General features: G+C 63.6%; 20 protein-coding genes and 1 riboswitch. Of the genes, 6 read left to right on the top strand and 14 right to left on the bottom strand.

The window, feature by feature from the left end:
* The first annotated feature begins 2 nt into the window (after positions 1 to 2).
* A riboswitch (cobalamin riboswitch) is annotated at positions 3 to 234 on the top strand.
* 214 nt (positions 235 to 448) lie between these two features.
* The 3 genes from metE (at position 449) to pncA (ending at position 4,168) form a co-directional block, all read left to right on the top strand.
* Positions 449 to 2,746: a 5-methyltetrahydropteroyltriglutamate--homocysteine S-methyltransferase gene (gene metE, locus SOM39_RS11425; RefSeq protein ID WP_320458405.1), complete on the top strand. Its 2,298-nt coding sequence runs from the start codon at positions 449 to 451 to the stop codon at positions 2,744 to 2,746.
* A gap of 66 nt (positions 2,747 to 2,812) precedes the next feature.
* Positions 2,813 to 3,484 carry an epoxyqueuosine reductase QueH gene (locus SOM39_RS11420; RefSeq protein WP_320458404.1) on the top strand — a complete coding sequence of 224 codons (672 nt, stop codon included), beginning with the start codon at positions 2,813 to 2,815 and terminating at the stop codon, positions 3,482 to 3,484.
* Positions 3,485 to 3,541: 57 nt separating this feature from the next.
* Positions 3,542 to 4,168, top strand: a complete 627-nt coding sequence (pncA, locus tag SOM39_RS11415; RefSeq protein WP_320458403.1) for a bifunctional nicotinamidase/pyrazinamidase — start codon at positions 3,542 to 3,544, stop codon at positions 4,166 to 4,168.
* Positions 4,169 to 4,415: 247 nt separating this feature from the next.
* On the opposite strand, the gene SOM39_RS11410 is transcribed toward pncA, so the two are convergent.
* Entirely contained in the window at positions 4,416 to 8,720 is a 4,305-nt protein-coding gene (locus SOM39_RS11410; RefSeq protein ID WP_320458402.1) for an autotransporter-associated beta strand repeat-containing protein, read from the bottom strand.
* A gap of 249 nt (positions 8,721 to 8,969) precedes the next feature.
* Positions 8,970 to 9,569 carry a TetR/AcrR family transcriptional regulator gene (locus tag SOM39_RS11405; RefSeq protein ID WP_320458401.1) on the bottom strand — a complete coding sequence of 200 codons (600 nt, stop codon included), beginning with the start codon at positions 9,567 to 9,569 and terminating at the stop codon, positions 8,970 to 8,972.
* 75 nt (positions 9,570 to 9,644) lie between these two features.
* On the opposite strand from SOM39_RS11405, the gene bdcA reads away from it, so the two are divergent.
* Both bdcA and SOM39_RS11395 read left to right on the top strand, forming a co-directional pair.
* The gene (gene bdcA, locus SOM39_RS11400) at positions 9,645 to 10,355 is read left to right on the top strand and encodes an SDR family oxidoreductase (protein ID WP_320458400.1); all 711 of its coding nucleotides are present in this window, start codon (positions 9,645 to 9,647) and stop codon (positions 10,353 to 10,355) included.
* Between the two features lie 253 nt (positions 10,356 to 10,608).
* Positions 10,609 to 11,052 (top strand): RidA family protein, encoded by a 444-nt coding sequence (locus tag SOM39_RS11395; RefSeq protein WP_320458399.1) that lies wholly within the window; start codon positions 10,609 to 10,611, stop codon positions 11,050 to 11,052.
* A 95-nt stretch (positions 11,053 to 11,147) separates the two neighbouring features.
* Here SOM39_RS11395 and SOM39_RS11390 read toward each other — a convergent pair whose 3' ends face one another.
* From SOM39_RS11390 to SOM39_RS11380, 3 genes are all read right to left on the bottom strand, one after another.
* The gene (locus SOM39_RS11390; RefSeq protein ID WP_320458398.1) at positions 11,148 to 11,624 is read right to left on the bottom strand and encodes a nuclear transport factor 2 family protein; all 477 of its coding nucleotides are present in this window, start codon (positions 11,622 to 11,624) and stop codon (positions 11,148 to 11,150) included.
* Between the two features lie 63 nt (positions 11,625 to 11,687).
* On the bottom strand, positions 11,688 to 12,257 hold the full coding sequence (locus SOM39_RS11385; RefSeq protein ID WP_320458397.1) for a TetR/AcrR family transcriptional regulator: 570 nt from the start codon (positions 12,255 to 12,257) through the stop codon (positions 11,688 to 11,690).
* A gap of 312 nt (positions 12,258 to 12,569) precedes the next feature.
* A complete protein-coding gene (locus tag SOM39_RS11380; RefSeq protein WP_320458396.1) occupies positions 12,570 to 13,439 on the bottom strand; it encodes an NmrA/HSCARG family protein in 870 nt (289 codons plus the stop codon).
* A gap of 97 nt (positions 13,440 to 13,536) precedes the next feature.
* Here SOM39_RS11380 and SOM39_RS11375 point away from each other — a divergent pair, with 97 nt between their 5' ends.
* Positions 13,537 to 14,433 carry a LysR family transcriptional regulator gene (locus SOM39_RS11375; RefSeq protein WP_320458395.1) on the top strand — a complete coding sequence of 299 codons (897 nt, stop codon included), beginning with the start codon at positions 13,537 to 13,539 and terminating at the stop codon, positions 14,431 to 14,433.
* A gap of 103 nt (positions 14,434 to 14,536) precedes the next feature.
* On the opposite strand, the gene SOM39_RS11370 is transcribed toward SOM39_RS11375, so the two are convergent.
* The 9 genes from SOM39_RS11370 to SOM39_RS11330 form a co-directional block, all read right to left on the bottom strand.
* Positions 14,537 to 14,887: a hypothetical protein gene (locus tag SOM39_RS11370; RefSeq protein ID WP_320458394.1), complete on the bottom strand. Its 351-nt coding sequence runs from the start codon at positions 14,885 to 14,887 to the stop codon at positions 14,537 to 14,539.
* A gap of 130 nt (positions 14,888 to 15,017) precedes the next feature.
* Positions 15,018 to 15,332: a hypothetical protein gene (locus tag SOM39_RS11365; RefSeq protein WP_320458393.1), complete on the bottom strand. Its 315-nt coding sequence runs from the start codon at positions 15,330 to 15,332 to the stop codon at positions 15,018 to 15,020.
* Between the two features lie 733 nt (positions 15,333 to 16,065).
* Positions 16,066 to 17,307 carry an ankyrin repeat domain-containing protein gene (locus tag SOM39_RS11360; RefSeq protein WP_320458392.1) on the bottom strand — a complete coding sequence of 414 codons (1,242 nt, stop codon included), beginning with the start codon at positions 17,305 to 17,307 and terminating at the stop codon, positions 16,066 to 16,068.
* Between the two features lie 885 nt (positions 17,308 to 18,192).
* Complete coding sequence (locus SOM39_RS11355; protein WP_320458391.1) at positions 18,193 to 18,561, bottom strand: hypothetical protein; 369 nt, start codon at positions 18,559 to 18,561, stop codon at positions 18,193 to 18,195.
* 550 nt (positions 18,562 to 19,111) lie between these two features.
* Positions 19,112 to 19,426 carry a hypothetical protein gene (locus tag SOM39_RS11350; protein WP_320458390.1) on the bottom strand — a complete coding sequence of 105 codons (315 nt, stop codon included), beginning with the start codon at positions 19,424 to 19,426 and terminating at the stop codon, positions 19,112 to 19,114.
* 289 nt (positions 19,427 to 19,715) lie between these two features.
* Positions 19,716 to 20,186, bottom strand: a complete 471-nt coding sequence (locus SOM39_RS11345; protein ID WP_320458389.1) for a nuclear transport factor 2 family protein — start codon at positions 20,184 to 20,186, stop codon at positions 19,716 to 19,718.
* Between the two features lie 12 nt (positions 20,187 to 20,198).
* The gene (locus SOM39_RS11340; protein ID WP_320458388.1) at positions 20,199 to 21,206 is read right to left on the bottom strand and encodes a saccharopine dehydrogenase family protein; all 1,008 of its coding nucleotides are present in this window, start codon (positions 21,204 to 21,206) and stop codon (positions 20,199 to 20,201) included.
* An 18-nt stretch (positions 21,207 to 21,224) separates the two neighbouring features.
* Complete coding sequence (locus SOM39_RS11335) at positions 21,225 to 21,578, bottom strand: nuclear transport factor 2 family protein (protein ID WP_320458387.1); 354 nt, start codon at positions 21,576 to 21,578, stop codon at positions 21,225 to 21,227.
* Positions 21,571 to 21,975: a VOC family protein gene (locus tag SOM39_RS11330; protein WP_320458386.1), complete on the bottom strand. Its 405-nt coding sequence runs from the start codon at positions 21,973 to 21,975 to the stop codon at positions 21,571 to 21,573. Before SOM39_RS11330 ends, SOM39_RS11335 begins: the two co-directional genes overlap by 8 nt.
* Positions 21,976 to 21,983: the final 8 nt, after the last annotated feature.

Genomic DNA, 21,983 nt, shown 5'->3' with positions numbered 1-21,983 from the left:
GCCTACCTTGTGCTCGCCGAAGGTATCCATCTCTTCATGCAGATGAAGGGATGGGTTTAAACGGGAATCCGGTGACGGTGCCTTGCGCACCCATTCCGGAGCTGCCCCGCAGCGGTGAGTGGAAACGAAACCTGCCAACAGCACTGGGCTTGGCGCCTGGGAAGCGGCAGGAAGTAGGTGGGCCCCGTGCCCGTGTCCATCAGCCCGAATACCGGCCCCGGCCGGAGGACACGACCGTCCTCTGATTCGACCTGGAACGTCCGCGGGGAGGTTGCCGGGGCCTGCCGCCATGCGTTCTGCGTGGCGCTGCCCCCGTGCGTCCGCTTCACGGCATCCGGTTCGCCCGCGGGGGCGAAGGTCGCTGGCGGGGCGGACACGGCAGCAATGGCGTGGGTGCCGCGCAGTTCCTTCGTTCCTCAATGCCGCTACTGCAATGAGGACACGTTCCATGACCACTGTTACCAACCTGGGTTTCCCCCGTATCGGCGCCAAACGCGAGCTCAAGCGCGCGCTGGAAGCGTACTGGTCCGGCCAGAGCAGCGCCGAAGCGCTGCAGGACACCGCCACCGCCCTGCGCACCACGCATTGGCAGCTGCAGCGCGATGCCGGGGTGGATGTGCCGCCCAGCAACGACTTCAGCCTGTACGACCAGGTGCTGGATGCCGCCTTCCTGTTCGATGCCATTCCCGCCCGCTACCGCGCGCTGGCCGATGCCGATCCGCTGGCCGGCTATTTCGCGATGGCACGCGGACTGCAGCGCGATGGCTTCGACCTGCACGCGCTGGAAATGACCAAATGGTTCGACACCAACTACCACTACCTGGTGCCCGAACTGCAGGCCGGCCAGGGCTTCGCGCTGCGCGGCGACAAGCCGCTGGCCGAATACCGCCAGGCCAAGGCGCTGGGTATCGAAACCCGCCCGGTGCTGATCGGCCCGGTGACCTTCCTGCTGCTGTCCAAGACCACCGACGGCAGCCCGGCGCTGGACCTGCTCGATGCGCTGCTGCCGGTGTACGTGCAGCTGCTGGGCCAGCTGCAGGCCGCCGGCGCGCAGTGGGTGCAGCTGGATGAGCCGGCGCTGGTGCAGGACCTCAGCCCGGAGGCGCGCGCCGCCTTTGAACACGCCTATGCGGTGCTGGCCACCGCCGCCCGCCCCAAGGTGCTGGTGGCCACCTACTTCGGCGCATTGGACGACAACCTGGAACTGGCGGCCTCGCTGCCGGTGGATGGCCTGCACGTGGACCTGGTGCGCGCACCGGAACAGCTGGATGCGGTGATCAAGGCCCTGCCCGCCGGCCGCGTGCTCTCGGCCGGCCTGGTCAACGGCCGCAATATCTGGCGTACCCACCTGGACAACGCGCTGGTGCTGGCCCGCTACGCCCACGGCCAGCTGGGCAGCGATTTCCTGTGGCTGTCGCCGTCGTGTTCGCTGCTGCACAGCCCGGTGGACCTGGCGCATGAGAAGAAGCTGGACGACGAACTGCGCGGCTGGCTGGCGTTCTCGAAGCAGAAGCTGGAAGAGCTGCGCGTGCTGGCCGATGCGATCGACGCGCCGGCCCGCGCCGAAGCCGCGCTTGAGCTCTCGCGCGAGCGCATCGCCTCCCGCAAGCGCTCGCCGCGCGTGCACAACCCCGCCGTGGCCGCGCGCCTGGCCGCACTGACGCCGGCCGATGCACAGCGCCACAGCCGCTACCCGCAGCGCCACCTGGCCCAGGCCGCCGCACTGAAGCTGCCGCGCTTCCCCACCACCACCATTGGTTCCTTCCCGCAGACGCTGGAAGTGCGTGAGGCCCGCGCCCGCAACAAGTCCGGCACCCTGCCCGACGCCGAGTACGATGCGTTCCTGGCCAGCCAGACCGAGCACTGTGTGCGCATCCAGGAGCAGATCGGGCTGGACGTGCTGGTGCACGGCGAGTTCGAGCGCAACGACATGGTGGAGTACTTCGGCGAGCAGCTGGAGGGCTTTGCCTTCACCAAGAATGGCTGGGTGCAGAGCTACGGCTCGCGCTGCGTGAAGCCGCCGGTGATCTACGGCGACGTGACCCGCCCGCAGCCGATGACCGTGCGCTGGTCGCAGTACGCGCAGTCGCTCACCGACCGCCCGATGAAGGGCATGCTGACCGGCCCGGTGACGGTGCTGCAGTGGTCGTTCGTGCGCGATGACCAGGCCCGCGCCGATACCTGCCGGCAGATCGCCCTTGCGCTTCGCGATGAGGTACTGGACCTGGAGGCGGCCGGCATCGGCGTGATCCAGATCGACGAACCCGCCATCCGCGAAGGCCTGCCGCTGCGCCGGGCACAGTGGCGCGAGTACCTGGACTGGGCCGTGGAAGCGTTCCGGATCAGCGCCAGCGGCGTGCGCGATGCCACCCAGATCCACACCCACATGTGCTACTCCGAGTTCAACGACATCATCCACTCGGTGGCGGCAATGGACGCCGATGTGATCTCCATCGAGACCTCGCGCTCGCGCATGGAATTGCTGGATGCGTTCGTGCGCTTCCAGTACCCCAACGAAATCGGGCCGGGCGTGTACGACATCCACTCCCCGCGCGTGCCGGACAAGGAGGAAATGCTCTCCCTGCTGCGCAAGGCCGCCGAGGTGCTTCGCCCCGAGCAGATCTGGGTGAACCCGGACTGCGGGCTCAAGACCCGCGGCTGGCCGGAGACCCGCGCCGCACTGGAAGCGCTGGTAGCGGCGGCCCACCAGCTGCGCGCCGAGACCGCCGACGCCAACGCCGCCTGACCTTTCCACTGTTGCACAAGGACCCCGCTGCCGCCGTTGCCGGCAGCGGGGTCAATGGATTTCCGCATGACCGATTTCATCCGCCCCACCCTCACCCTGCCCGGTGGCCACGACAAGCTGTTGCTGCATTCGTGTTGTGCGCCCTGCTCCGGCGAGGTCATGGAAGCCATCACCGCTTCCGGGATCGACTACACGATCTTCTTCTACAACCCCAACATCCACCCGGCACGCGAGTACGAGCTGCGCAAGCAGGAGAACATCCGCTTCGCCGAACAGCACGGCGTGCCTTTCATCGACGCGGACTACGACACCGACAACTGGTTCGCGCGGGCGCGCGGCATGGAGAACGAACCCGAACGCGGCATCCGCTGCACCATGTGCTTCGACATGCGCTTCGTACGCACCGCGCTGTACGCGCATGAGCATGGCTTTCCGGTGATCAGCAGCTCGCTGGGCATCTCGCGCTGGAAGGACATGAACCAGATCAACGACTGCGGCCACCGTGCTGCTGCCCACTACCCCGGCATCCAGTACTGGGATTACAACTGGCGCAAGGGCGGTGGCGCCGCGCGCATGGTGGAGATCAGCAAGCGGGAGCAGTTCTACCAGCAGGAGTACTGCGGCTGCGTGTACTCGCTGCGGGATGCCAACCGCCACCGGCGCGAGAACAACCGTCAGCGGATCAAGATCGGCCTGTTGTATTACGGCCAGGACAACGACACACCGAAGGGCGATTGACGTACGCGCGAGGGGCCGCCACGCTGATTGCCCCTCTTTCGTTGCGCTGGACCTGCCATGACCGCCCTGCCCGCCGATGTGGCCCTGCTGGTAATCGACCTGCAGCCGGACTTCATGCCCGGTGGCGCGCTGGCCTGCGAAGACGGCGATGCGTTGGTGTCGCCGATCGCCGACCTGCTGGCGGAACGCCGCTACCGCACGGTGGTGGCAACCCAGGACTGGCACCCGGCCGAGCACGCGTCGTTCGCCAGCCAGCATCCGGGCAAGCTCCCGTTCGAGACCATACTGCTGCACGCGCAGCCGCAGACCTTGTGGCCGAACCACTGTGTGCAGGGCAGCGAGGGCGCCGTGCTGCACCCGGGCGTGGACTGGACCGTCGCCGACTTGATCCTGCGCAAGGGGACCCGCCGTGAGGTGGACTCCTATAGTGCATTCCGGGAGAACCATGGGCCCGACGGCACCCGCCCCGCCACCGGGCTGGCCGGATGGCTGCACGAGCGTGGCATCCGCGAGGTGCATGTGTGCGGGTTGGCGCGCGATTACTGCGTGCTGTGGAGTGCGCAGGACGCGGTGAAGGCAGGGTTCCGGGTGAAGTTCCACTGGGAGCTGACGCGCCCGGTGACCGAGGCCAATGATGGGATGGTGCGCGAGGCGCTGGCCAAGGCCAAGATCGCAGTGATCTAACGCACGGGACTGGGACGCGGCCGAATGGGACGTAGCCGCTGACTCCGCATCCGGTAGGTCACGACCGTTGGTCGTGACGGACCATCAAGTGCGGCGGAGGTCTGCGTATCCGAGCTTAGAGTACTCGACAAGCGATCAACCGATTGAACTCGGACACCAATCAAAGAAAAGGCCGCGCACCCCAGTGGGCTGCGCGGCCTCGATTGCATGCCGCAGCGGGAAGGCAGTGCCCTCCCGCTGCCTGGCATCACAGCGCGATGCGGATGCCCGCGTTGACGCTGTTGTTCTCCACGCCCGACCCCTGCTCGGTGCTGACGCCACCGTACAGGTAGCTCGACGCTCCCAGGCGCACGGTGCCCTGCAGTTGGGCCCGACCGAAGGCCTTGCCCGCCTCGGCGGCAGACAGGTCCACGCGCTCACCGGCCAGTGCGGTAGTCACCGTGGCCTGGCGGGCCTGGCCGTGGTTGATACCCGCCTGCACACCGAACTGCCAGGTCCCGCGCGCCGCCAGCGGATCGTTCAGCAGCGAGCCGACCGACAGGCCGAGCGTGGCGCGGCTGCCTTCCGCCTGGAGGCGTGCGACGTCCAGCGCCGCCAGCGAGTTACCCGCTTCGCGGTAGGCATTGCGCTCAACCTTCTGCCAGTTGCCACGCAGTGAGGGCTGCCAGCTCAGGCCTGCCGCCGTGAAGGGCAGGCTGACGCCGGCACTGGCCATGCGGGTAGTACCCGAGGCCTTGCCGGACAGCGGACCATCGGTACCCAGGGCGTCCGGACGCTGGCTTTCCCAGCGATCGGCCGAGTAGGACAGCATGCCGTCCAGCACCACCGCACCTGCCCTGGCGGCGCCATAGGCAAAGAACGCGTTGCTGTCGAGCGTGTTGTCCAACGGGCTGCGCTCCAGTTCCGACGTCGTGCGACCCAGGCCGGCGCCCCACGCCACGTTGGAGGAGCGGTACACGTCGATACCGGCCGTGGCACGACGCTGGCGGGCATCGAAGCGGTCGGCGCTGGCATCCGCGTCCACCGACAGATCCCCGTAGCCGATGTTGGCCCACAGCAGCTGGTCGATACGCGTGCTGGATGCATCCAGCAGCACGCCCTGGCCCAGTCGACCGGTCACGTCGTCGGCCAGTGCGGTCGCATTGGACTGCGCCAGCGCGGCCAGCTTGGCGTGGCTCTCACCGGTCAGGGCGGTCACCAGCACCGGCAGTGCCACCGCATCCTGCTGCCATACCGCGCGAAGCAGATCGGTCTGCTCTGCGGTGGTGGTGCCGGCGTCGCTGGCGTCTACCAAGGCATCCAGTGCAGCCGCAGTGGCCAAGCCGTTGCCGTTGACCTTGCCCACCAGATCAGCGGCGTAGGCCGTCGGTGTCACGTACAGGTCGATGTCGAAACCGGTGGTGTAGTACACCTGGAAACGCGTGCTGGCGGCCAGGCCCTCGCTCGGCTGCAGGATCCTGTCGAAGGTGCCGGTCACGCCGCCCTCGCCACTGACGATGCGGAACATGTCGCCCACCTTCGGGGTGAAGGTGTTGCCCGCATTGCCACTGATGCCGCGCAGCAGGGGCTGCAGGGTGCCGTTGGCGACGAAGCGACCGGCCGCGCCGGACACCAGCAGGCGCGAGTAGTTGCCCGCTCCGGCGCCGGTGCCGTACCCGTCGATATCGATCTGCAGCGTGGCGTCGTCGGTCAGCGTGACCGTACCCGTCACTGCCAGCGTGCCCGGCGAGTTACCCGGGGCCAGCGTGCCATCGACGCGCATGTTGCCGGCGATGGTGCCCGTGCCACGCACCGTGCCGTCACGTTCCACCTGCACATTGCTCATCAGCACGCCATTGGCACTGAGGGTGCCTTCGTTGACGCACGTGCCATTGGCCAGGACCGCGGTGCCTGCCATGTTGAGGCGGCCCGCACCACTCTTGATGAAGCAGCCGGTGCTGCGCGAACCGTCCAGCGTGCCGGTCAGCTGCGTCGTGGTGCCCGAGGCCACATCCAGAGTAGCCTCGCCCATCACCAGCAGCGGCTGCGCCATCTGAGTGTCGACCGTAGTGCGCAGGGTCGCGTCATTGATCGCCACGGCGCCGGAACCCAGGCCGCCTGCATGCGCCAGCACGACCGTGCCGCCACTGATCAGCGTGCCACCTGCGTGGGTGTTGGCCGCGCCAAGCACCAGCGTGCCCTGGCCGTCCGCCACCAGGGTGCCGCCGCCGCTGATCGGGCCGTTGACCGTCAGGGTGCTGCCTTCACCGCTGCGCAGCGCGCCCACGCTGTCCAGCACCATCGACCGGCCGGTGGTCATCGACGAGGATGCCTGCAGCGTGCCGCCATTGAAGGTCAGGCCGCCCGTTGCATCGCCGAGATTGCCGTCGCTGCTGATGTTGAGCACGCCGCCGTTGAGCGTGGTTCCGCCGGTGTAGGTGTTCTGGCCCGACAGGGTCAGTTCGCCTTCGTTGACGGTCGTGCCACCGCTGTGGCTCACCGTACCGATAAGCTCCAGGCCGCCTTCGCCGTTCTTGATCAGGCCACCATTGCCGGACACGTCGCCGCTGCTGGTCAGCGTGGTGTTGGCGTCGTTGGTGAAGGTGCCGTCGCCTGCAAGGACCACGTCACGATCGCTGTTGACGTCGCCCGTGGTGTGCAGCGTGCCGCCGTTGAAGGTCAGGCCGGCCGTTGCATCACCCAGGTTGCCATCGCTGCTGATGTTGAGCACGCCGCCGTTGAGCGTGGTGCCGCCGGTGTAGGTGTTCTGGCCCGACAGGGTCAGCTCGCCTTCGTTGACGGTGGTGCCACCGCTGTGGCTCACCGTACCGGTCAGCTCCAGGCCGCCTTCGCCGTTCTTGATCAGGCCACCAGTACCGGACACGTCGCCGCTGTTGGTCAGCGTGGTGTTGCTGTCGGTGTTGAAGGTGCCGTCGCCCGCAAGGACCACGTCGCGATCGCTGTTGACGTCGCCGGTGGTGTGCAGGGTGCCGCCATCAAGCGTGAGCTTGCCTGCGGCGTCGCCCAGGTTCTCATCACCGCTTACCTGCAGCACGGCGTTGTCGCCGACCGAGGTGCCGCCAGCGTAGGTGTTGTTACCCGAGAGCACCTGCGTGCCGCCCTTGATGGCGACGTCACCCTGCCCGCCGATGGTGCCTTCGAACTCGTCGTTGGTATCGGTGATGGACAGCGTGTTGTTGCCCAGCGCCACATCGCCCTTGCCGTCCAGCGAGGTGATGTTCACGACCGGACCGGCCTGGGTCACGTCCAGCGTACCGTCGATCACGAGCTTCTTTGACTTGTCGATGGAACCATTGCCGGACAATGCCAGCGTGGCGTTCTCTTCGACCTCGGTGGTACCGGTATAGCCGTTGGTGTTGGTCAGCGTGACCGAACCGCCGTTGCCGCTGTTCTTGACGATCAGCGAGCCTGGAACGCCATTGGTGGCGTCGTCGATCTTGCCGGTGAACGTCGAGTCGTGGCCGTTCTGATCGATGGTGCCGGGCTTGTCGTCGATCTTGAAGTCGACATCCACGTTGGTGTCCTTGTCGACCACCAGGGTACCGCCCTCGAACGACGCCTCGTCTTCGTTGCCCAGCTCATCGGTGCCCTTGGGGCCATCGATGATGATTGGGCCGGTCGGGGTCGTCGGGGTCGTGGGTGTGGTCGGCGCGCCGCTGCCCGGATTGGGTGCGACCGGACCGAAGGGCACGCCCTTGTCGAAGGTCAGGCCGGGCGCCTGGTCGACGAACAGCACGGGGCTCAGCTGCGTGTCCTGCAGATTCAATGACATGAACCCCAGACGGTACGTGCCAGCCGTGCTGACCTGGTACGTTGCGACCTGCCAGCCGGTTGCACCATAGCTCCCGGTGGAATAGCTGCCCGTGCCGAGGTTGGTGGCACCCAGCAGCGCATACTGCGCGTTCTGATTGTTCACCGTCGCGAACACCGAGGCGTCGCCGAGGTTGATCAGCGAGGTCAGCGAGGCATCGTTGAACGGCTCGTAGTCGGTCGAGACGTACTGCCACGCCATGCTGAAGTAGTCGCCTGCAGCGAGGGTCAGGTCCTGGTACAGCCACGATGCATTCGTGGGCGAGCCGGCCATCGTGCTTGCAACCAGCGCACGGCTTGCGGCGTTCAGCCCAAGTGCGGTTGCGGCAGTAGTGAACGAGTCCGAACCGGCGCCGGCCTGCAATGAGGCCATGTTGTTGCCGAAGGGCGTCACCGTCCAGCTATGGGTGCCGTTGTCGGCCTCGAAATCGGTCATGCCGGTGACCACCGCAGCGCCGACACCGGTGCTGCCATAGCTGGTAGAGCCTTGGGTGCCGGTCTTGGAATACGTCCAGCCGCTCAGCGTGCCGGTTTCAAACCCGATGTTGGTGATGTCCACCGCCGCCATCGCGGAGGGACCGTACAGCGCCAGCGATGTCATCAGGCTCAGGGCCGCCAGCGGGCCGGTGGTCAGCCGGTTGGCCGTGCGGCGGGTGCGGCCACCTGGGCTCGCCCCGAATTCCGAGGTCACAACCCACTGACCCACGGCCTTGCTCCATACCACCTTGAATACTTTGTTCATTCCCTGGTCCCCTGATGACGCAATTGTTTAGAAAACATGAAAGTGTGCTGCGCATCACATAAGCGGCAGAGGGGGACCAATCTTTAGCTTTTCCTGCAGAGGCTTGGCGCCATCCGTGAATCGTTAAGTAAAACAGCAGTTTGGAGGCCCTCGCGGCGTGGCGCCATCGACCCCGAAGGTTATTTCGGCCCATGAAAGAGGGCCGCACGAAGCGGCCCTATGACATGCCTGGGTAAGTACCAGCGGCGACTACCCGGGGCCGGCCATTGCCCGCTCCAACCCCCCAACCGCCAGTCGCGCGGACTCCAGCAGCCGGGCATGGTCTTGCCCTCGGCGCGCATTCGTGGACAGTCCCATCATCACCGTGGTCATGTAGTCCATTACCCGGTCAGCGGCTTCCGGGTGGCGCGCCGCGACGAAGTCACGGATCGCCGCTTCAGCGCCGACCAGGAACACCATGGCCGCCCGCTTGGCGTCCTCGTCGATGGACTGCACCCCTTCAATAACCATGCACCCGGACGCGCCCGCCTTGCCGGCGTAGCGGCAGGCGGCTTCCTCAAGCACGGCAGCCAGGCACTCGATGACGGGCCGGGCCGGATCCAGCAGTTGCTGCAGCGGGATCGCCCCGTCACATGCATACCGGTCCAGCACCTTGCCAAAGAGCTGCGCCTTGCTGCCGAAGGCGGCATAGAAGCTGGGCGGATTGATCCCCAAGGTACCGGTGATGTCCGCCACGCTGACATCGTCATAGCTGCGCGCATGGAACAGCTGCTGTGCGGTCGCCACGGCAGCGTCGGGGTCGAACGCCCGGGGCCGACCGCGGGGTCGAGATTGTTTTGTATCGACCACTATTAAATTCCTTGACAGCTGTCGAATGCTATTTCTATAGTGAAAGCTACATTATTGACTCAGGCGTGTCCAACAATGGCTTTTGAGAACAAGAAGGTGCTGGTACTGGGCGGCAGCCGCGGCATCGGCGCGGCGATCGTGCGCCGCTTCGTGGCGGACGGAGCTTCAGTGACCTTCACCTACAGCGGGTCCCTCGATGCGGCTCATGCGCTGGCCGCCGAGACCGGCGCGGCGGCAGAGAAGACCGACAGCGCGGACCGTGACGCGGTGATCGCGCGGGTTCGCGACACCGGTCCGCTGGACGTGCTGGTGGTGAACTCGGGCATCGCGATCTTCGGCGATGCGTTGGAGCAGGACCCCGACGCCGTGGATCGTCTGCTGCGCATCAACGTGCATGCGCCGTACCACGCCTCAGTCGAGGCGGCGCGCACGATGGGCGACGGCGGTCGCATCATCGTGATCGGCTCGGTGAACGGCGACAGGATGCCGGTGCCGGGCATGGCGTCCTACGCGGTTAGCAAGTCCGCGTTGCAGGGGCTGGCACGCGGCCTGGCACGGGACTTCGGGCCGCGCGGCATCACAATCAACATCGTTCAGCCCGGCCCCATCGATACGGATGCCAATCCCGAGGATGGCCCCATGAAGGATCTGATGCACAGCTTCATGGCGATCAAGCGTCACGGTCGCCCGGAAGAAGTGGCGGGCATGGTGGCCTGGCTGGCCGGGCCGGAGGCAAGCTTCGTGACCGGCGCGATGCATACGATTGATGGTGCGTTTGGGGCTTGATGCGCGCACGCTGTTGGCGATGTGCACTGAGTCGAAATGACCAGACGCTGCGGCATTGATGGACAGCGCTTGGGTACCGGGGCGCGGCATTTGGGCCTGCGACGAACATCGCTTGCCCCTCCCGCCCGTATCCGCTTTCGGCCAGAAGCGGACGCCCGCGGCCTATGCAGCTGCGCTTGCATTACCCTTTCGGGGCAGGCGCGCGGCCGTGCCTACCGGCAGACTGGCGTCTTCACCCTGGGAAGAGAACGAAATGAGCACCTCCAACCGCAAGACGGCCAGCTTCGGCGTGCCGTGGGAATCGGCTTATGGTTACGTGCAGGCCGTGCGCGTGAACAATTCGATCTTCGTGTCGGGCCAGCTCTCACACACGCCGGAGGGGCAGCTGGTAGCCCCAGCAGCTCTGGGTGCTGACGGAAAGCCTGCCAACTTCGACACCATGGAGGCGCAAATGAAGCGCACCTATGAGAACGCCAAAGTGTTGTTGGCCGAGCTGGGCGGATCGCTGTCGGATGTGGTGGAGGAAACTCTTTTCGTAATCGATGTGCCGGCCGCGTTCGCCGCCAGCGGCAAGGTCAGGCCTGCCGTGTATGGCCAGCCTGTTCCCCAGGTGGCCAGCAACCTCATCGGGGTTTCAGCGCTCGCCTTCCCCGAACAGTTGATCGAGATCGCGTTCCGCGCTGAAGTGCAGTCGTAGCCCGACCCCTGAAGCGAAGGAGCACCCCGGCGCTGACATGGAAGGCCCGCAGGCGCATTCACGCCCGCGGGCCTTCCCCACGTCGGCTCCGCAGCTTACATACCCAGGTCGGACAGCCCCGGGTGATCATCCGGGCGGCGCCCCAGTGGCCAGTGGAACTTGCGTTCGCTGTCCTTGATGGGCATGTCGTTGATGCACGAGAAGCGGCGCTCCATCAGACCATCCGCGCCGAATTCCCAGTTCTCGTTTCCATAGGAGCGGAACCAGTTTCCAGAGTCGTCGCGCCATTCATAGGCGTAGCGCACGGCGATGCGGTTGCCGGTGAACGCCCACAACTCTTTGATCAGCCGGTACTCAAGCTCTTTCTTCCACTTTCGGGCAAGAAACTGCCGGGCTTCCTCGCGGCCGTTTGTGAACTCGGCGCGGTTGCGCCACTGGGTGTCGAGCGAATAGGCAAGCGCCACTTTGTCGGCATCGCGGGAATTCCAGCCATCTTCTGCCAAGCGAACCTTCTGGACCGCCGATTCGAGGGTGAACGGGGGAAGGGGGGGACGGGGTGCTTCTGCGGACACGGTGGGGCCTCCAATGGAAATGGATGAACGGGGTACTGCGGCGGGATTTCGGTTACTGCGGCGTTAGCGCGTGGCTTGCTTCAACAACAACTGCGCAACATCCCTTGCGGTGTCTGCGGCGTCGTAGTCACCCATCACGCGCGATACGGTGATGGCGCCTTCCATCAGAACCAGCAACTGCTGCGCCAGAACGGCCGGCTGCGCGATGTTCAGTTGCCCGGTGAGCTCCAGCGTGTAATCGAGCAGTTTCTGTTTGTGGTGCTTGGCGATCCTGCGGATCGGGTCGTGGGAATCGCCGACCTCGCCTGCCGTGTTGATGAAGGCACAGCCGCGATAGCCCTCGGACTCGAACCAGCCTTTGAGCACCGTGAACATGCCCAGGATGCGCGCTTCCGGGCTGCCGGCCTTGTCGCATTCCTGCCTGAACCAATTGAGCCAGCGAACGTCCCGCGCGCTCAATGCGGCTGCGGCAACCTGGTCCTTGTTTTCAAAGTGTCGGTAAATGCTCTTGCGCGCAACGCCTGAGGTCTTCACCAGCAGATCCATGCCGGTGGCATGTATTCCGTTCTGGTAAATCAGCGCCTCCGCCGTGTCCAGGATCTTCAGTCGGGTGTCGGTCGGTGTCTTATCCATGGCGCCAATGTAGAACGATCGTTCTACCTTGTCAACCACTGCGTGCACATCAGCTCGGCGGCACAATCGCCGAAGGCGAACTGCCAGGTAGCCCGGACATTTCTTCAACCTGTAGCGCCCGGCCGGGTTGGCCAATATCTGGCTCGGATTGCATGCACACGCCAGCTTCCGCTTCCGGCCAGATGTGGAGGTTCACAAGCCCAGCGCCGCGCCAAGCGATCAAGCTGCGTCTGCTCGCCACGTGGATGTTCCTGAAGGCGAAGGCTGAGAGCTCTAAGAGCTGGCTGCTCAACCGCTGCCCTGGCTCGGCCCTCAGCCCGCTGACGCATGCTCCGCCGCAAACGCGGCGTATGTACGCAGCGGCCGACCCAGCAACTGCATCAACCGCTCCACGTCACCCGCGCCCGGCAGCATACCGTCGCTGATGAATCGCTCGGCCATCTGTCGCATGTCGTAGGCCATCCACGCCGGCATCAACTGGCGCAGGTTCTGCTCGAAGGCGGCCGCGTCATCACCGCCGTAGGCGATCGGGCGGTTCAGCACTTCGCTCCAGATGGCGGCCACCTGTTCTCCGGTGAGTGCTTCCGGGCCCACCAGGTTGAGTCGGGTCAGCGCTCGGTTGTCCGGCGCCTGTTCGCGGTTGAGCAGTTCGATGGCGGCAATCTCGGCGATGTCGCGGGTGTCGATCATCGCCAACCCCTTGCTGCCGATCGGCATGGGGTACACACCGTAGCCCTGCACCACGTCCTGGATAGTGAGGTCGTTATCGATGAAATAGGCCGGGCGCAGGATCGTGGCGCTGAAGCCCATCTGCTCGATCATGCGCTCAACGCCGAACTTGCCGGCGAAGTGCGGCACGTTGACGTAGCGGTCGCTGTGGATCACCGACAGGTACACCACGCGCTTCACCCCCGCCTCGCGGGCGACGTTGAGGGTGATGAGTGCCTGGGTGAATTCGTCGGCGACCACGGCGTTGAGCAGGAACAGCGTGGAGACGCCCTCGAGCGCTTGGCGGAGGGCATCCACGTCCAGCATGTCGCCCTGCACCAGTTCCACGGTGGCGGGCAGGTTGGCGGTGGCGGGGGTGCGGACCAGTGCGCGAACGTTTGCGCCGCGCTGGATGAGGTGCTGGACGACCTGACGGCCGATGGTGCCAGTGGCGCCGGTAACAAGAATGGTCATGGGGTACTCCGGGTGAGTGGTGAGGCCTCATGGTTATTGATCCGCTTGCGGGCCGATAGCCCATATACTTGGACCACCTGTCTCGCTGGTGGAACACATGGACCTGCTGGCCTTGGCCGACTTCAACCTGGTGGCGCGGCACGGCGAGTTTGGCCGCGCCGCGCGCGCAGCAGACCGCCCGAAGGCAACACTCTCGCGCCGCGTGGGTGAGCTGGAGGCCAGCCTGGGGGTGCGGCTGTTCGAGCGTGGCTCGCACACGCTGAAGCTCACCGAGGAAGGTCGGGCGCTGTTCGAGCGCACCGAGACGCTGCTTACCGAACTGGATGAAGCGGCCACGTCCATTGCCTCAGGCGGCGACACGCCCCGGGGGCGGCTGCGCGTAAGCGCACCGATGCTGTTCTCGCAGATGGCGCTGGGCAGGATCGCCGCCGAATTCGTGAAGCGCTACCCACAGGTGCGGCTCGATGTCACCACCGAAGACCGCGCCGTGGACATGGTGGAAGAAGGCTATGACCTGGTGATAAGGGTCAATCCGGATCCGGATGAGCGGCTGGTGGGGCGGGTGCTGATCCGGGACCGCCTGGTGGCGGTAGCGCACCCGGACCTGCCCCTGCCCGCGATGGGCGAGACGGCGCCTGCGGTGTTCCGGCCATCCAGCGATGCCACCAGCTGGGACCTCGTAACGCCGCGAGGCGAGATACGTATCGCGGTGGATCCGGTGCTGCGCCTGGGCGCACTGACCATGGTGCGCGATGCCGTTCGTGCAGGCACCGGCGCGGCGATGCTGCCCTTCTCGCTGGTTGCCGACGATCTCAGGGAGGGCGCATTGGTGTCGTGGGGAGATGCAAAGGCGCCGCCCATCGAGATATGGGCGCTGTACCCGTCGCGACGGCTGCTCAGCTCAAGGGTGTCGGCGCTGCTCGACCTGCTCAAGGAATCCTTCCCCGCGGGTCAGGCGGAGGAGCTGGCTGCGTTCGCGGGCGGGGGTCGCTGACGGCCAAGAGCGGACCTGAACCGCAGACATCCAATCCTTACTAATCGATGGTACGGCTCCACGTCATTTCTCCGCCCGGTCATGTCCGCGTTGTCAGGCACTCTTACAAGCGGTCAATGGAGCTGACCATTATTTCTGCAGGAGTGCCCGACATATGTCCGCAGCCACCGAAACGTGGATCTGGCGCATGGAGCGTACCCAGTATCGAAACCCGATGACCGTCCAGCTCTTTCAGACCCCGTTCGTTGAGCTGCACGCTACCCGAGCCGGTGCTGAGCCAAATGCTGGAGCTAGCTTTCCCAAACGGTGCAGCATCACGTCTTTCCGCCTTTGGGTAGTGCCAAATAGCAATGTGCTCAAAATCGAAGCGCAGGATTCCACGGATAGCAACTGGCTTCCCGTTGAGAAGGACTAGTTGATCCAGCGCTTCATTGACAGACAGCGAACCTGACATAGCGTGCAAACTCTTGAGGCAAGCCGAGCCGAGAATCGGCGTTAGCTTCAAGGACTTGTTATTAGTCGTCCGCGTCCAGCCGAGAGTGGAAAATAGCATCGCTACCGCGGCTGATTCAACTGCGTGGCCGCTATTTGCCAGGAGGCGACAGTTCCGCATCGGGGAAGTACGCTCTAGCCCATTGCTCAAACTGACCCATCACATCCACCACAATCGGTCCGCCAGATTCCGGCACGAAGAGCGCCAGTGACTGCCCCTGATCGATTCTCCCACGTAGCACCCTTAGCCGACCTTCTACCCAGCCGACGGTTGATGCCGCTTGGTAGCTGTGTGCATCGCAGAACCGAAAAAACAACTCGCGATCGACAACACCATTAGAAGCCAGTGCCTTGTCGAGCGCGGCGTTGCTCGCACGCGACTCCTCCACCGAATGTTGGCTAGGCATGTCTGGTCCACTTGTCCGCTTTGGCTCGAAAGCGAACGTTAGCATCGGACCAGCCTCTTGGTTCATCCTGATGTCCGCTATCGGCCAGAAGCGGACCATTGGATAGCAGCAGCTGATTCAAATTCGCTGGGCGATTCAGCTGATCGCTGCAGGCTGCAGGCGCGCATCCGGGCCGTTGCCACTTCCTTCTACCGAAGCCGGCGAGAGTAGTCCCCGGCGAAACCCATCTGGACGTTCTCGTCACTATCAAATTCAAAGCGTACATCGATGCTTGATTTAGGTCCTCGCCCGACTTCCTCAAGCGCCTGCAGAGCAGCTCCCTCTATCTCGGAAACAAGTCCAGACTCATGCGCGCTAGCAACTTCTGTGTTTGACTGGAAGAAGACGAATACGCCAAAGCTATTGGTTGCACGTGAGTACAGTGTAAACACCTGGCGGATCCCTCGCGATCCGAACTCGTTCATGATCTTTCTCCGAACATCAGCTAGCCCCTGATCGTCCTTCCTCATTGCCGCTTTTGCGCGAGCAAAATCTTTTTGAGAAGGAACATTATTCCGACTCATCGCACGGCCTCCCATGCACATTAATTCAACTGTCTATATTCATGGTACAGATCGTCAAGTTGCTTTACCTCGCGCCCAAAGAACTGTCTGCGATTGTCCTTGAGTGAGTTTCCCAGGTTGTGGTCGCTTCCTGCCAGCCGCCTTCGGTGTCCACTTCCGGCCAGAAGCGGTCATCCAGGCGATTGAAGCATCGCGAGAATGTCATTCCGGCCTCGGCCTTCCGCCAGCGACCGAGGAGTATGCCCTTCGGCATCGACGTCAACGGTCGCGCCTCTATCCAACAGCAAGCGCACGATGTCGGCGAGCCCCATTTCGGCCGCGCGATGTAATGCCGTGAAGCCGCGCCCGTCTCGCGCGTTCACATCGGCGCCTCGATCGAGAAGCAGCGTGGTACCTTCCACGCTGGCGGCCTGTACTGCGTTCATCAGTGGCGTTGCACCCTGATCGGAGCGCACGTCGACGGACGCACCGCGGTCTAGCAGCATGCTGATGATCGCGCCGTCTTGAGCGGCGAGCGCCCAATGTAGCGGAGCCAGCCCGTCGGCTGCCAACGCATCGATTGGCGTTCCTGATCGCAGGCAGGCGTCGACTGCTTCGGGCTGACCACGCGCAACGGCAATGTGCAACAGCGAATGAGTCCGTAACGGACGCTCGGGATCGGGCCGGGTAAAGGAGCACGGCGTCGCGAGCTGCGCGAGATTGCCGAACGCAGACATACACCACATGGCTGCGGCCTTCAGGTCCGCCTCGATGCCGGGCGGTAGGGGCGCTGGGTAGATAGCGCCGAGTACATGGCTGCGCAGAAGGTAGTCGAGTCCCCTGACCGTGAACTCGGGCGTCTCGTCAGTAGCACACAAAGTGCCGCGGATACGGGTGATCTCGATATGACGATCATGCGTTTCTACACGCGCGACCAGCATCACGGCGCGTGTCCAGCTGCGCACAGCGATGATCTCACCCTGATGAAAGAAAAGTGCCCACTTGTGCTCCATAGCCCGCGGCGCGAACAATACGCCATCGGACAACACCTGGTCGACGGGAAAGCTCAGTGAAGTCTCAACGTCGCGTTCGGTAATGGGTGTCTGCCCGATGAAGCCAGTGCCGTCATCCTGCTCGAACGACATCGCATTCGCCGCGCATTGTGGATCCTGGCTCGTGGACAACATGGTCAGGGTTACGGGCCGTACGTCGAGCACGCGGACGCCCCAAGGATTGTCCGTCGCTTCAATCCAGTTCAAGTCGGGCACTTGCGGTGCGGGCTTGTCTTCCGTTCGGGTCGGTGCTGACGTCGGGACGGGCGTGGTTGGCTTGCCTTGGCTGCCAAATATTCCTTTGAGCCTTTCCCACACCATGATCCGATTCCAAATCGCCTTAAGATTGGAGCTTTTAGCCGATTCAGCGTTCGCTTTCAAGCTTTGAAACCGTCGGCTGCGAGTCACCGCTTTGGGTCGGTAGCCGACATTACCATCCTTCCCGGCGGTCGGACCTGGCACGGTGTCCGCTTCCGGCCAGCAGCAGACCTAGAGGCCGGAGTGGCCAGCTACGACCCACCGCTCTTGGTAACCCCTCCGAGGCACATCGCGTCACTCAAGAGTTGGAGGAGCAGAAGACAGCCCTGGGTTTCCGAAAGATCGCTGCCGATTTCCGTGAAGGTGCCTCGCTCCTTGCAAAGAACGGCCTAAGCGGAGCCATCCCTCACAAGGGAGTAAGACTCGCTCTCCGAGGCAGCCTAGGCAATGGAGTAGAGACGCGGATGCACTCCAGCGCGGATCAACTTCTCCCTCAGCTATTCAATGTTCATTTGGTGCTCGGGGTTATTCAGGCTTGGCTCGGTGCCTTTGTGAGCGCACTATCCAGCACAGCCTCCAACTCAGCGAGGCTGCAACGCTGTTTGGCAGCGACAAGTGCATTCCCCTCGTCGCAGTTGACGAGCACATCAAGCTGTATCGGCAAGTGGTTACCAGGGAACTTCCGTAAACGGAGAAATACCTCGGAGTCCGATACCCAATCTGCGCTATCCATGGACCAGCGAGGATCAGAGAGGGCTAGGACAGGCTGGGCAGTGATGAGGTCGATAACGCGGGGCGTGTAAACCCATTGGGAGTTCCGAGCCTCCCATGGATCAGCTTCAACAACATACCTCCCACCTGGGGATATCGAGGTCTCATTCATGGATTGAGGAACTGTCTGGCTTCCTGCCTGGAATCTGAAGGCGGAAGAGTAGCGCGGGGACCATCGCCGGCAGAGTGGATTGATGCCTTCCTCATGCGTGGAACATCCCTCGCTCGAGCGTCACTTCAGACGCGTTGAAGCACATGACTCATCCCCGGCCGTCCCTTGAATGACGTGACGAGCGTCAAAGTATCACCGTCCGAAGCAAGGCTAAGACCAAATGACATGTCCGAACCGTTGAATACGAGCTCAGTCTGAGAGCGAAGCTGGCCTGTCAGACGAACAACATTGGGCAGCCCAACCTGCGCAAACAGCTCGACTGAGTTGCCTGAGACGCCGACAACCCCCGCCAACTGCACCTTGTCTTCCAGGCGCAATTCAATGCTCTGCCCGTATCCGACACGCTCGACAGACAGCGTAGCCAGGCCATCTGCCGAGCAGTAGGTGCCTTTCAGCTGTTGCATGAATACCAGCGCTGGAACGTGATTGATCATCTCGAACGACTCAACGGAGTAAGTCCCCGGTGGCGATTACCCCACTTATACCCTAAGGACCACCTGGTGGCGCAATACGCACCGGTATCATGCCTCGCTTCGCGCAGTGCTTTCCGGGACCGGTGCATCCAGCCAGTCTCGCGCCGTCGAACATTTATCTCGAAACCTGGCCTACCAGCCAACGATGTGCATGAAGTAGGCCGGCACTGCAAGAGGGTCATTCCGCTTGGCTGTGAGCCTGCAGGAGCGACGATACCTTCGCATCGATCAGCGCCACCAGCTTTGGGTCCATGTAGCGGTAGTCGTCAGCGATATTCAGACACTACATCTGCTTGTATCCAAGCAGCCCTGGAACGCCTTCCTGCAAACGATGCAGGTATCTGTTCTCAATGACAGAGATGCCATCGGCCCAGCGGATATCCGCTCGGTCGATCAGTCTGCGCGCGTGCGGGCTGGTGTCGGCAGCCGAAATACCACCCTTCCCGGCGATCGGTCTGGGCTTGGTGCCCACTTTCGGCCAGAAGCGGCCTCCCCAGAAGGATCCGGCGTCCTATGCATCCTCGACGAACGCCTTGGCAAACGTGTCAATTCCAAACGCTGTGAGCTCGATGCCACCAATCGAAGCAACATCGGAGAAATCAGCAATGTATAGACCATCGCAGTTCATCAAGACTCCCTTGAAGCGGAGACTCAGTTGAAGCTCGCTTTGACCAGCGTCCCTTGTTGCGATGATTGACTCCTGAACAGCCGCATATGCCTCGGCAGCTTCGAACGATCCGAAGGCCACAGCCATACAACTGTCGACATGCTCCAGCCGCGACCAGCCGATCAATGCCTCACCTGCATGAACCTCAAAACGTCTCATCGACAATGTCCTTCTACCAAGTAGCCAGAGCAGCATGCGAGATCACGCGCTTGGGCTTGAATGATTTGCCTGACGAGTTCTATGGTGTAGTCAGTTACTCGCCAACGTCAGAATTCCAAGATCGCGTAGAGCATACAGAGTCTCATCCAGTCCTGCGGCAATCGTGCAGTTTCAGTGCGGGCGCCTTAAAGCCTGTCGGGCCTAGCCGGGCTGTAAATTCTGACTCGGATTGCATGGACATGTCGACGCCCGCTGACGCCCAGGAGCAGACTAGTGACCACCCAATCAATCAGATCCCAGCGAGCACGCTCGGATCACCCGTCCGCCAGATGTTGTCGACGATCACGTGCTTGATCTCCCACCCCGCGTCGCGGCGGACCATGACAACGTCATAGCGGTTTTTCATCAGGTACTGGCGTGCGCCATCGACGCTTGATACGTGCTGCGCTTCGACCAGCACATCCACCTGCGCTGTATCGCCGTCCACCACCACCCTCGGATTGCTGAAGGAGTGGGAGGTATCGAGCCCGTTGAGCGACGTGGACAGCGCCTCCACGATGGTTTCCCGGCCCTGCAGCACAGGGTACTCGAAGCCCGCCTTTGCACCGGCAGGGCGGAAATCGGAGATGGCGTCCTCTGTAAAGGCCGACGAGAGCAACGCGCGGTCACGTAGGTCGATACCTGCGGCGAAGCGGTACAGCGTGTCGACCACGGCCAGTGTGTCGTGAAAGGTATCGGGGGTGTTTTGGCGCAATGACATGGGGTGGATTCCTTAGCGGGTCGTGGGGGTGGCTGGGTCAATGAAGGTGATACGGGTGTCGGCGATGGTTTCAGCGAAGCCACTTCCGAATACCCCTACAGGCGTCTGGAAGCCCGGGCGCGCCTCCCCTGCCAGCACACGGCGCGCAGCCACGATCGCGGCCAGGGGGGTGAAGCTGTAGCCGTTCACGGTGTCCAGCACTGCGCGGGTGATGGCACCGTCCGCGCCGACCACCGCTACCGCTGCCTGGTACCGGTTGTCGGCACGCTCCTGCGCGGTGGGTCCATCCGGCAGTGCTTCGATCCCGTCTTCGGGGAACGCGCTGCCGGAGACATGCACGTAGGTTTCGATATCGCCAACGCCGGTCTGCCTGGCGATGGTGATCAGATCAGGCAGCGTCACCGGGAAACAGCTCAACCGGCCTTTGCCGAAATCGATGTCGCGCAGCTCGTCCGGCGCACGCGGTGTGAGTACATCATCCTTTCGCATCAGGCACGTGGCCGTTACGTGCTGGCTGGCACTGAGCGCCGATCCGCGTGACATCGACCCCGCTACATGCAGGGCGATACGGACGGTTACCGGTGACGGCACACGCTCAACGGCACGCGCGGCCAGGCTGCCAAGCATCGCCACGCTGCCGCCACTACCCGGCATCAGCATTACACCGGCCTTCGTCGCGCTCACGTCATGGCGCTCTGCCAGCTGGTAGCTGTCCAGCTCGGCGGCAATATCCAGGTAATGGACGCCGGTACGCAGGCAAGCCTCCATCAGCGCTCCTGCGGTATGCGCGAACGGCCCTGCACAGTTGAGCAGCACCGCGATGTCCTGCAACGCGTAGTCCACATCGCCAGCGTTATCCAGCGCAAACACGCGGTACTCCACGCCAAGGCGTGTGGCCAGCGCCTGCAGCGGAGCTTCGTCACGCCCTGCCAATACCAGCTTCAGCCCAGCTTCCTTCGCGTGCGCTGCAGCCATGCGCCCGGTGTAGCCGGATGCACCGTAGATCATCAATGTTTTCATGGTGTGTTCCTCGCCACCCTATTCGAGTGAGGCGTCAATGCGGGAGATGCGGCCTGCGGAATCCACGGCCACTAGAAGAATTCCGATCTCGTGACCGAAGTCGCCAGTGAAGTCGACCCGGGCCCGTGCACGTGCATCGCCAAGGCCTTCCAGCGAAAGCAGACGGGTAACCGTGTGGTAACCCACGAAGTACTTTTCCAGATAGTCGCGCACACCGGCGAGCTTGTTGAAGGTGCATCCGGTGGATGGGTCATCGATCACTGCCGTCTTGCTGAACAACGCCAGGGCGCGTTCGATATCGAACGCGTTCATCGCGTTGATGAAGGCCACCACCGTGGCCTTCAGGGGGTGCGATGCAGTGACGTCATTCATGGCCGTGCTGCCAGCTCTTGTAGACGAACTCCAGGCTGTAGCCATCCAGATCGCGCACCTGCGCGGCGTAGTAGCGCGGGTCGTAGTGCAGCTGCGGCCCCGGCGGATGGATCTCGGTGGCGCCGGCGGCCATCGCGGCGGCATGCGCGGCATCGACCATCGCGCGGGAATCTGCCACAAAGCCAACATGTGCCGCCTGCGCCGCCGCCACGCCCTGCCGCAGCCAGAAGAAGACCCGGCCGCCTGCGCCAAAGCCCTTCAGGTCCGGGTGGCCGGGTGGACCCTGCCGGCCGTCGTAGTCGAGCCGGTTGACGATGCCCAGCGGGGCCAGCGCCGCCGTGTAGAACGCAACCGAGCGGGTGGTGTCGGTGACAGTGAGGAAAATGTGGTCGAGCATGTCGAACT

The sequence above is a fragment of the Stenotrophomonas sp. CFBP8994 genome, from assembly GCF_034044835.1.
In the GTDB taxonomy this organism is placed as follows: Bacteria; Pseudomonadota; Gammaproteobacteria; order Xanthomonadales; family Xanthomonadaceae; genus Stenotrophomonas; species Stenotrophomonas rhizophila_A.
Note: the sequence above shows the minus strand (reverse complement) of the source record. Positions and strands in the feature narration are given on the sequence as shown.

Coding starts and splice junctions, on each gene's coding strand:
- bdcA (WP_320458400.1), top strand. CDS start 9,645: ATGGCTTTTGAGAACAAGAAGGTGCTGGTACTGGGCGGCAGCCGCGGC.
- SOM39_RS11375 (WP_320458395.1), top strand. CDS start 13,537: ATGGACCTGCTGGCCTTGGCCGACTTCAACCTGGTGGCGCGGCACGGC.
- SOM39_RS11355 (WP_320458391.1), bottom strand. CDS start 18,561: ATGATCAATCACGTTCCAGCGCTGGTATTCATGCAACAGCTGAAAGGC.
- pncA (WP_320458403.1), top strand. CDS start 3,542: ATGACCGCCCTGCCCGCCGATGTGGCCCTGCTGGTAATCGACCTGCAG.
- SOM39_RS11370 (WP_320458394.1), bottom strand. CDS start 14,887: ATGTCAGGTTCGCTGTCTGTCAATGAAGCGCTGGATCAACTAGTCCTT.
- SOM39_RS11365 (WP_320458393.1), bottom strand. CDS start 15,332: ATGCCTAGCCAACATTCGGTGGAGGAGTCGCGTGCGAGCAACGCCGCG.
- SOM39_RS11395 (WP_320458399.1), top strand. CDS start 10,609: ATGAGCACCTCCAACCGCAAGACGGCCAGCTTCGGCGTGCCGTGGGAA.
- SOM39_RS11420 (WP_320458404.1), top strand. CDS start 2,813: ATGACCGATTTCATCCGCCCCACCCTCACCCTGCCCGGTGGCCACGAC.
- metE (WP_320458405.1), top strand. CDS start 449: ATGACCACTGTTACCAACCTGGGTTTCCCCCGTATCGGCGCCAAACGC.
- SOM39_RS11330 (WP_320458386.1), bottom strand. CDS start 21,975: ATGCTCGACCACATTTTCCTCACTGTCACCGACACCACCCGCTCGGTT.
- SOM39_RS11385 (WP_320458397.1), bottom strand. CDS start 12,257: ATGGATAAGACACCGACCGACACCCGACTGAAGATCCTGGACACGGCG.
- SOM39_RS11335 (WP_320458387.1), bottom strand. CDS start 21,578: ATGAATGACGTCACTGCATCGCACCCCCTGAAGGCCACGGTGGTGGCC.
- SOM39_RS11345 (WP_320458389.1), bottom strand. CDS start 20,186: ATGTCATTGCGCCAAAACACCCCCGATACCTTTCACGACACACTGGCC.
- SOM39_RS11350 (WP_320458390.1), bottom strand. CDS start 19,426: ATGAGACGTTTTGAGGTTCATGCAGGTGAGGCATTGATCGGCTGGTCG.
- SOM39_RS11410 (WP_320458402.1), bottom strand. CDS start 8,720: ATGAACAAAGTATTCAAGGTGGTATGGAGCAAGGCCGTGGGTCAGTGG.
- SOM39_RS11340 (WP_320458388.1), bottom strand. CDS start 21,206: ATGAAAACATTGATGATCTACGGTGCATCCGGCTACACCGGGCGCATG.
- SOM39_RS11380 (WP_320458396.1), bottom strand. CDS start 13,439: ATGACCATTCTTGTTACCGGCGCCACTGGCACCATCGGCCGTCAGGTC.